Origin of the sequence: Buchnera aphidicola (Melanaphis sacchari) (genome assembly GCF_003096055.1) — a bacterium.
Classification (GTDB): Bacteria; Pseudomonadota; Gammaproteobacteria; order Enterobacterales; family Enterobacteriaceae; genus Buchnera; species Buchnera aphidicola_P.
In genome coordinates this window covers 1-7,683 of sequence record NZ_CP029162.1, presented here as the reverse complement: position 1 = coordinate 7,683, position 7,683 = coordinate 1, and the positions used below count along the sequence as shown (strand labels likewise).

The window sequence follows — 7,683 nt, the reverse complement described above, 5'->3', positions numbered from 1 at the left end:
ATGCTATGTCTTATGAAATTTTTGTTGTATAAATTTATTTATTATTTTTGTATAACTTACATAAATTACTATATTCAATATCTATTTTTTTCTTAAGACCTTGAGGGCCTATTTTAGTTAATTCACTGGCTGTATAATAATTTATTAAAGCTTTTAGAATTTTACTCTTAGCTGATTTTTCATCTAATTCTGAAATTATTTTTATATCTGAAAATGAAATAAATATTTTTTTTTCCCTTTTTTTTAAAATTTGATCTAATTTTTCTTTTTTATGCTGATTTATTTTTGATTGAGAAATCTGTATTAACATAAAAAACATTGGAGTTAAAAATATTCTTGTAAATCTATATTTTTTAATAAATTTACCCCCCCTTTTTTTACGCTTTACAAAACCCATAGGTTCCATAAAATGAGTAATCAATCGTGAAGCGCGTGTAATCGATTTATTACCCGCTTGAGATACAGTAGATAATCCACATTCGTCTGATAACTTTTCAATAGAAGCTTCTACAATATTAGAGTGAATATTATAATAATATAACATAGCTAAAACCATGGCTTTCATAGCATATGCTCGATGCTTATTTAATTTTCTAAAGCGCGGTAAAACATTACCAGTTTTAGGATCTATTGCCAACAAAGTATGATTTAACTCACTTTTTGAAATATCTATTTGAAATGCTTTTTTCATTGCATAATAAACAAATTTAGATCTCTTTTTCTCATTTTTAGGAGGGATAAAAACCGGTTGAGAATTATGTACATAATTTTTTTTAGACACTAAATACACTTAATGTAATTAAAATATATTTTAAGTTTTAAAGATTTTTAATTTTTGAAAAATTTTAATAAATAACTAACAATTTTATTAATTATGAAATATGTATTCTATTAGAATATAGCATAAATTTAAATTGCTTTCAAATAAGTTTATAAATGATTTTTAAAAATTTAATGAACGATTTGTTTTTTTTTACTCATTTTATCAATGTAAGCCATCCCAAATGCGGATAATACAAATGTTAAATGAATGATAACACATAACATAATTTTATTATCTAATATTCTTTCTGCTTCCATAAAAAGTCGTAATAAATGTACTGAAGATATAGCAACTATTGAAGATGCTACTTTATTTTTAATTGAATTGACATCCATAGTACCCATCCAACCAAGCCTTTTTTGATTGTCTTTTATATCCATTTTTGAAATAAAATTTTCATAACCTGAAAACATCACCATTACTAAAAGACCGCCCACTAAAGCAATATCAATTAATGATAAAACCACCAATACCAATCCTGATTCCGACATAGCTAAAATATCAGGTATTATAAAAATAATTTGCTGAAAGAACTTTAATGTCAAAAGTATAAAACCAAATGACAATCCTACATAAACTGGAAACATAAGCCAACGCGAGGCATATATAGACTTTTCAATAATTTTTTCCATTTTTTATTCTCTTTAAATTTTAAAGTGTTTTAAATATTATTAGAATTATATTTCAAATATAAAAATTTTTATATAATTATAAATAAAATTTTTTCAGTTTTAGCGTAAAAATTTTATTTTAACGTATTGCATTGAAATTTATCTAAATTTATGTTAAATATAAATATATTCTAATATAGAATTAAATTTTTATCTTTTTAAACTCACATTATTTCTTAAGTACCTTAAAATATGCTGCCTAAAAAAAATTATATAAATAATAAAAATCCGATTTTTACACCCCCTCAAAATAATAAATCGCGACCATCATTTATTTGTTATGCTATGAAAAAAGCTTCAGAAATAGACGTAGCGCGATGTGAATTAAATTACGTTATTCAACCTAAAAACATTAAAACCGGTATACCCATAAAACGCTTTAGAAGATTAAATGAACATCGCGCATGTTCTATGAGAGCCATGGTTTTAGCTATGCTATATCATTTTAATATTTCCTCCGAATTAGTACAAGCTTCAGTAGAACAATTAGCTGACGAATGTGGATTATCTACTGTATCTCAAGCGGGTAATAAATCGATTACACGCGCTTCACGATTGATTACTCATTTTATGGAACCTATGGGTTTTGTAAAATGTAAAAAAATGTGGGATCGAGTTTTGGGAAATTATATGCCTAAAATGATTACGCTTACACCATTATTTTTTACACTTATTGGAATTTCTGAAAATCAATTAAATAATGCAAAAAAACAACAGTTAGGATGGATTAATAAAAATCTTATCACTAAGGGATTAACTCCTATAAATACAATAGAAGCAAAAAGACGTGCTAAAGATGCTCAAATTAAAAGTATTTTTAAATATAGAATTTCTCAACACGCTTTCCACAAAAAACGAAAAAATGCACAACGCATTATAGCTTTAGATGAAAAAGAAGCAAGACAAAAAATTTTAAGAGCTCTAGTCGCTAAGTACTCTATTAATGAACTAGCTCAAATGGGACATCATGGATTAAGAAAGCAAGTAAATATAAGTTATTACTATTTACGAAAAATAGCTACAAATACATATCCTGATAAATAATTTTTTATAATAAAAAATTATTTAAAATCTAGAAATTTAAGTATACGCTTAAGCGTAAGATACCCCTTTTTTATCATACCCCCCACTCTTTTTTTTTATCTCAAAAAATAAACATTTTTTAAATTCCCTTTGAAATATTTTTTTATTTTTACCCTACCCTATTATTTTTTAATTAATTTTTTTTAATTTTTTTTATAAATGCATATTGTTTTTTTTAATAAATGCTTTTTATAAAATAAATGCAAAATAACAAATGTCTTTAATCTTATATAAATAATAAATAAACATAAAAAAAGCGAAACTTATTAACAGTTTCGCTTTTTAAAAATTAAGAAGTGAAATTTCGCCTATTTAAAAAAAATGAAGATATACTTTCCTCATATAATTTAATTTTTCTTTCAAGTTTCATAGTCAAATCAATAGCATCTAAATTATTTAAAAAAAATAAACGTCGAAAATCATCTATTTTAAATGAAAAGTTAATATTTTTAATAGAAATTTTATTATTAATTAAATCAACATTTAAATAAATACCCATCTCTTTATTAACAACATCAAAAAGAAAATCAATGTCTTTTTGATCTAAAATAATTAAAAGAAGTTTATTATTAAAACTATTATTATAGAATATATCAGAAAAACTAGGAGCAATAATTACTCTAAAACCATAATCTAATAAAGCCCAAACAGCATGCTCTCTAGAAGAACCACAACCAAAATTTTCTTGAGTTAGTAGAATAGTACTTTTCTTGTAAAATTTTTTATTCAAAATAAAATCAGAATTAGCAATCTTTTGATTTTTATCAATAAATCTCCAATCATGAAATAAATATTTACCTAACCCATTTTTATTGACTCTTTGCAAAAATTGTTTAGGGATGATAACATCAGTATCTACATTTGATACATTTAATGGAGCAACAATTCCACTATGTTCAGTAAATTTAAACATTTTAATTTAATCTCAAAAATATTATTTCCAATTTCTAACATCAAAAAAATGACCATATATAGCTGCTGCGGCAGCCATAATAGGACTAACTAAATGCGTTCTACCCCCTCTACCCTGACGTCCTTCAAAATTTCGATTACTGGTAGAAGCGCATCGTTCACCATAATTTAATTTATCATTATTCATACCTAAACACATAGAACAACCAGGTAAACGCCATTCAAAACCCGAATCAATAAATATTTTATCTAATCCCTCTGATTCCGCTTGTTTCTTCACTATGCCAGAACCTGGAACAACAATTCCCTGTACATTATGAAAAATTTTTTTACCTTTTAAGATCTTTGATGCAGCTCTTAAATCTTCTATTCGAGAATTAGTACAAGATCCAATAAATACTTTATCTATTTTTATATCTGTTAATTTCATACCAGGTTTTAAATCCATATAAGTACAAGCAGATTTAGCTAAATTTCTTTTTTTAAGATTTTCAAAGTCATTAAAATTAGGTATTTGACTATCAATTGATAATACCTGGTCAGGGCTGGTCCCCCAAGTTACCTGAGGGGATAAATTAGAAATATCAACATTAAATGTCTTGTCAAAAAAAGCATTATTATCTGTTTTTAATGTTTTCCAATAGTTTATAGATTCTTCCCAATATTTTCCATAAGGTGCATATAACTTATTTTTTAAATATGAAAATGTAATATCATCTGGTTCAATTAAAGCAGATTTAGCGCCCATTTCAATTGCCATGTTACAAATTGTCATTCGTGCTTCCATACTCATTTTTTTAATTACATCACCACTAAATTCGATCACGTAACCTGATCCACCTGCAGTACCAAGTTTACCTATAATAAATAATATTATGTCCTTAGCGGTAATATAATTATTAATTTTACCTATAACATTAATTTTCATGTTTTTTAAACGTTCTTGTTTTAACGTTTGAGTTGCTAAAACATGTTCTACTTCTGATGTACCAATACCAAAAGCTAAAGCCCCAAAAGCTCCGTGAGTGGATGTATGAGAATCACCACATACTATTGTCATACCTGGTAATGTCATACCTTGTTCTGGACCAATAATGTGCACTATACCTTGATTAGAATGATTTAAGTCGTACAAGGATATATTAAATTCATTACAATTTTTAATTAATTCTTGCATTTGTATTTGAGCCATGGGTCCCGAAGCATCAATACTTTTGCTTATTGTGGAAACATTGTGATCCATAGTTGCAAAAGTTTTTTCTGGTTTTCTAACTTTACGATTTTTTTTTCTCAATGAATCAAAAGCCTGGGGGGATGTTACTTCATGTAATAAATGTAAATCTATATATAATAATGCAATATCATTTTTTTCTTTGTGTACAATGTGTGCATCATATATTTTATCATATAAAGTTTTTTTCATTTTTTATCCATTAACAATTCAGAAATTATGTCACCCATTTGATTAGTTTTTATGTATCTTTCTCCATTAGATATATCTATAGTTCTATATCCATTTTTTAATGCATCGCTAACAGAAGAATCTATTTTATCTGATATTTTAGGTAAATTCATACTATATCTAACTAACATAGAAACAGAAAGAATTTGAGCTATAGGATTTGCAATATTTTTACCTTGAATATCTGGTGCTGATCCACCTGCAGGTTCATATAAACCAAAATTTTTTTCATTTAAACTTGCAGAAGGAAGCATACCAATTGAACCTGTAATCATTGCGCATTCGTCAGAAATAATGTCTCCAAAAAGATTAGAGCAAAGTAACACATCAAATTGATTAGGATTTTTAATAATTTGCATGGTAGCGTTATCAATATATAAATGAGTTAAATCGACACTAGAATATTTTTTAGATACATAATTTACAATTTCTCTCCATAAAAGAGAACTTTCAAGAACATTTGATTTATCAATAGAACAAACTTTATTTTTTCTAGATTGAGCTATTTGAAAAGCAAGATTTGCAATACGTTCAATTTCAAACGAATGATAAATCTCGGTATCAAATGCATATTCAGTATCTTTATTTTTTAATCGACCTTTCGGTTGTCCAAAATATATGCCACCGGTAAGCTCTCTAACGCATAATATATCAAAACCATTTTTTAAGATGCTAGATTTCAAGGGTGATAAATTTTTTAGCTCTGAATACAATTTTGCTGGTCTCAAATTAGAGAAAAGATTAAAATGTTTTCTTAAAGACAGCAAAGCAGCACGTTCAGGACGTTTTTCAGGAGGTAAAAAATTCCATTTTTTACCTCCTACTGAACCAAATAAAATTGCATCAGAATTTTCACACCCCTTTAAAGTTTTTTCGGGCAAGGCAACACCGTCTTTATCAATAGCGATACCACCAACATTAAAATCTTTTATCTCTAATGGCAAAAGAAAATAATTTTTTAATATATTTAAAATTTTATAGGCTTCCTGCATTACCTCCGGGCCTATACCATCACCAGCTAAAACTGCAATACGAAATTTTTTCATAATTAAAATAATAACCTTTTTTAATAAACTATACTGATTACTTTTTAGAAATATTGCATTTTTTTAAAATTTTTAATTTTTCATTAACTTGGTCAGATTTCCATATATTATTCAAGGCATTAATCATTGCTTGTGCTGAAGATTCAATAATATCAGTAGCTAAACCTACACCATGAAATTTTCGATTTTTATATTCCACTAGTATATTTACTTGACCTAAAGCATCTTTGCCCCTACCTTTAGCAATAAGTTGATATTTTTGTAAAGAAATAGAGTAACACGTAATTCTATTTAAGGCTTGATATACAGCATCTATGGGGCCATTGCTAGTAGTAGCTGATTCTGTATAAGTAGATTTTCCGCATAATAATTTTACTGAGGCAGTAGATAAACCGTTAGATATAGATTGAACACTGAAGAAAGAAAGTGAAAAATATTCTGGTTGCTCTTGTTGTTGATTAATAAAGGCCAAAGCTTCTAAATCATAATCAAATACTTGACCTTTTTTATCAGCCAATTTGAGAAAATCAGTATAAAGTTCATCTATATTGTAATCACTTTCCTTATATCCCATTTCAGTCATATAATGCTTTACCGCTGCTCTACCAGAGCGTGAAGTTAAATTTAATTTAACTTCTTTCATACCAATAGTACGAGGGTCTATGATTTCATAATTTTTTCTGTTTTTTAAAACGCCATCTTGATGGATACCAGAAGAATGAGAAAATGCATTACTCCCAACAATAGCTTTATTAGGGGGTATAGGTAAATTACAAATTTGACTGATAATTTGACTGGTTCGATAGATTTCTTTATGTTTTATTTTAGTGAAAGCATTTAAAGTATCTTTTCTAACTTTTATTGCCATAATTACTTCTTCTAATGCTGTATTACCAGCTCTTTCACCAATACCATTTATTGTACCTTCTATTTGTCTTGCGCCAGCTTGTATAGCTGATATAGAATTTCCCACAGCCATACCTAAATCATTATGACAATGTACAGAAATAATAGATTTATCAATATTAGGTACTTTTTGAAATAATTTTTCAATAGTAAATGATATTTCATTTGATGTAGTGTATCCTACTGTATCAGGGATATTAATTGTTTTTACACCAATATTTATTAATTTTTCTACTATTCTACATAAATTATCTATTGTAGTTCTACTAGCATCTTCACATGAAAATTCAACATCATCAGTATAGCGTAGTGCTCTTTTTGCAGATGTTGTTGCCATATTTATAATTTCATCAAAATTTTTTTTTAATTTAGATTCCATATGTAATGTAGAGGTAGCTAAAAAAATATGAATGCGAAATGAATCTGCTAATGACATAGCTTCTGCAGCAGTGTCTATATCTTTATCTAAACATCGGGCTAAACTACATATTCGACTATTTTTTACATTTTTAGAAATAGTTTGAACTGATTTAAAATCTCCAGGTGAAGAGATAGGAAAACCTACTTCCATAACATCTACTCCTAAATTTTCTAAACATAGTGCAATTTTCAGTTTTTGTTTTACACTTAAGCTTACCTGCAGAGATTGTTCACCATCACGTAATGTTGTATCAAAAATAATAACTTGTGAATTCATAAATATTTTCTCGATAAGGGATAATTTTAATAATAAATAAATTTATACAACAAAAATTTCATAAGACATAGCATCGCATTTTT

Annotated in this window: 7 protein-coding genes; 1 reads left to right on the top strand and 6 read right to left on the bottom strand. The window is 27.0% G+C overall.

Annotated features, from left to right (window positions below):
- Window positions 1-34: 34 nt before the first annotated feature.
- Both repA (DD681_RS03095) and DD681_RS03090 read right to left on the bottom strand, forming a co-directional pair.
- Complete coding sequence (repA, locus tag DD681_RS03095) at window positions 35-781, bottom strand: plasmid replication initiator RepA (RefSeq protein WP_158341553.1); 747 nt, start codon at window positions 779-781, stop codon at window positions 35-37.
- 170 nt (window positions 782-951) lie between these two features.
- Window positions 952-1,455 (bottom strand): TIGR00645 family protein, encoded by a 504-nt coding sequence (locus DD681_RS03090; protein ID WP_158341552.1) that lies wholly within the window; start codon window positions 1,453-1,455, stop codon window positions 952-954.
- Between the two features lie 231 nt (window positions 1,456-1,686).
- On the opposite strand from DD681_RS03090, the gene repA (DD681_RS03085) reads away from it, so the two are divergent.
- Window positions 1,687-2,538, top strand: coding sequence for a plasmid replication initiator RepA (gene repA, locus DD681_RS03085; protein ID WP_158341551.1), 852 nt, complete (start codon window positions 1,687-1,689; stop codon window positions 2,536-2,538).
- Window positions 2,539-2,866: 328 nt separating this feature from the next.
- Here the strand turns inward: repA (DD681_RS03085) and leuD are convergent, their stop codons facing one another.
- Genes leuD through leuA form a run of 4 tightly spaced genes read right to left on the bottom strand, consistent with a single transcriptional unit; the run spans window position 2,867 to window position 7,600 of the window.
- On the bottom strand, window positions 2,867-3,490 hold the full coding sequence (gene leuD, locus DD681_RS03080; RefSeq protein ID WP_158341550.1) for a 3-isopropylmalate dehydratase small subunit: 624 nt from the start codon (window positions 3,488-3,490) through the stop codon (window positions 2,867-2,869).
- 21 nt (window positions 3,491-3,511) lie between these two features.
- Entirely contained in the window at window positions 3,512-4,912 is a 1,401-nt protein-coding gene (gene leuC / locus DD681_RS03075) for a 3-isopropylmalate dehydratase large subunit (RefSeq protein WP_158341549.1), read from the bottom strand.
- Window positions 4,909-6,000 (bottom strand): 3-isopropylmalate dehydrogenase, encoded by a 1,092-nt coding sequence (leuB, locus tag DD681_RS03070; RefSeq protein ID WP_158341548.1) that lies wholly within the window; start codon window positions 5,998-6,000, stop codon window positions 4,909-4,911. The genes leuC and leuB overlap by 4 nt, the downstream gene beginning before the upstream one ends.
- Window positions 6,001-6,034: 34 nt before the next feature.
- The gene (gene leuA / locus DD681_RS03065) at window positions 6,035-7,600 is read right to left on the bottom strand and encodes a 2-isopropylmalate synthase (RefSeq protein ID WP_158341547.1); all 1,566 of its coding nucleotides are present in this window, start codon (window positions 7,598-7,600) and stop codon (window positions 6,035-6,037) included.
- Between the last annotated feature and the right edge of the window lie 83 nt (window positions 7,601-7,683).

Coding starts and splice junctions, on each gene's coding strand:
- leuA (WP_158341547.1), bottom strand. CDS start 7,600: ATGAATTCACAAGTTATTATTTTTGATACAACATTACGTGATGGTGAA.
- leuC (WP_158341549.1), bottom strand. CDS start 4,912: ATGAAAAAAACTTTATATGATAAAATATATGATGCACACATTGTACAC.
- leuD (WP_158341550.1), bottom strand. CDS start 3,490: ATGTTTAAATTTACTGAACATAGTGGAATTGTTGCTCCATTAAATGTA.
- DD681_RS03090 (WP_158341552.1), bottom strand. CDS start 1,455: ATGGAAAAAATTATTGAAAAGTCTATATATGCCTCGCGTTGGCTTATG.
- repA (WP_158341551.1), top strand. CDS start 1,687: ATGCTGCCTAAAAAAAATTATATAAATAATAAAAATCCGATTTTTACA.